Genomic DNA, 1,737 nt, shown 5'->3' on the forward strand with positions numbered 1-1,737 from the left:
GTCGTCAGCGTCACCCGTCCGGCGCGCCGTCGGCGCCGCCGTCGCGGCCGCGGGCGGGGTTGTCCACCCCGGTCGAACATGGGCGTTGAAGTGGAAGTCGTAGCCGTCGGCCGCGCCGATCTCGATGGTCTGGCCGAGGCCGCCGCGCTGGCGCCCGTCGCCGCCGGAATCGGGCCGCAGCTCCTTGCGCCAGACGACGATGGGGCCGACCTGCTCGGTCGCCTCCACCGACATGGTGTGCACCCCGCTTGGAAACGCGGTGGCGCTCATGCCGTCGAGCGTCGCGCGCGCGCCGGTGCCGCCGCTGTTGAACATGAGGATCTCGGCGCCGTCCGGCCCCGCCGCGTTGGCGCCGGGCAGGCGCCGGGCGCTGATGTGGATGTTCCACAGCGCGCCCGCGCCCTCCGCCGGGATGCGCTCCGGCAGGCATTTATGCAGCGCGCCCAGCACCAGGTCCGGCACCATGTGGCCGATCACGTGGCGGATCGCCACCGGCGCCGGGTCGAGCGCGTTGAGGATCGAGCCCGGCGGCGCCGAGACCTCGAACGCCTCCAGCGAGGCGGCGTTGTTCGGCACCATGGGCGCGAGCGCGCATTTCAGCCCGTAGCAGGCATAAGCGCGGGTATAGACCAGCGGCACGTTCACGCCGAACGGGCTCTGGGGCGAGGTGCCGGAGAAATCGGCGCGGATCGTCCCCTCGCCCATGTCCAGCGCCACCTTCAGCAGCACCGGCGCGTCGTAGCCGTCGATCTGCATCTCGTTCTCGAACCGTCCGCGCGGCAGGCCCTTGAGGCAGGCGCGGGTGGCCTCGCGGCTGCGCGCGAAGATGAAGCCGGCGAGGGCGTCGAGGTCGTCGAGGCGGAACTCGTCCATGGTGTCCATGAGGCGGCGGTGGCCCACCTCGTTGCAGGCGGCGAGCGAGAAGATGTCGCCCACGGTCTGCTGCGGCGTGCGCACATTGGCGCGCACGATGCGGATTAGCCCCGCGTCCACCTGCCCGCGCTCCGCGAGCTTCATGATGGGGATGCGCAGGCCTTCCTCGAACACCTCGCGCCCGTCCGGCCCGAAGCCGCGCCCGCCGATGTCCACCACATGGGCGGTGCAGGCGAAGAAGCCCACGAGACGCCCGGCGCGGAAGGAGGGCGTGACCACCGTGATGTCGTGCAGGTGGCCGGTGCCCTTCCAGGGGTCGTTGGTGATGTAGACGTCGCCCTCGAAGAGGTTCTGCGGCCCGATGTCGGCGATGAAGTGGGCCACCGCCTCGGCCATGGCGTTCACATGGCCCGGCGTGCCGGTCACGGCCTGGGCGAGCATGCGCCCGCCGGCCTCGAAGATGCCGGCGGAGAGGTCGCCGGCCTCGCGCACGCTGGTGGAGAAGGCGGTACGCACCAGGGTCTGCGCCTGCTCCTCCACCACCGCGATCAGGCGGTTCCACAGGATCTGGAAGTCGACTTCGCTCAGCGCCTGCATGGCTTAGACGGCCTCCCTGCTGAAAGTGTGCGACGACGTTGCGGCGCCTCTGGCGCGGCGGTCGAGGCGCAGCGTGCCGTCGGTCTGCATCACCGCCCGGAAGGCGGAGGTGACGATGGTGGAGGTCTCCGCCTCGACGATCACCGCCGGTCCTTCGGCGACGGCGCCGGGCGCCATAGCGGCGCGCTCCACACCTGCGCCTCCACGAAGCCGCGCGCGCCGGCATCGAAGATGCGGCGGCTGCCCGCGATCGGCGCGGTGCGGCGG

Annotated in this window: 1 protein-coding gene and 1 pseudogene; both read right to left on the bottom strand. The window is 71.9% G+C overall.

Going from position 1 to position 1,737, the window contains the following annotated elements:
• Positions 1-22: 22 nt before the first annotated feature.
• Positions 23-1,470: pseudogene (locus tag AC2W7M_RS24850) on the bottom strand (hydantoinase B/oxoprolinase family protein); the annotation flags it as partial.
• Between the two features lie 3 nt (positions 1,471-1,473).
• The gene (locus tag AC2W7M_RS24855) at positions 1,474-1,647 is read right to left on the bottom strand and encodes a hypothetical protein (protein WP_486135722.1); all 174 of its coding nucleotides are present in this window, start codon (positions 1,645-1,647) and stop codon (positions 1,474-1,476) included.
• Between the last annotated feature and the right edge of the window lie 90 nt (positions 1,648-1,737).

It is taken from the genome of Xanthobacter sp. BG11Y11_SDJG, assembly GCF_057364445.1.

Excerpts from the sequence above, each read along its gene's own strand:
- AC2W7M_RS24855 (WP_486135722.1), bottom strand. The coding sequence starts at position 1,647 with ATGGCGCCCGGCGCCGTCGCCGAAGGACCGGCGGTGATCGTCGAGGCG.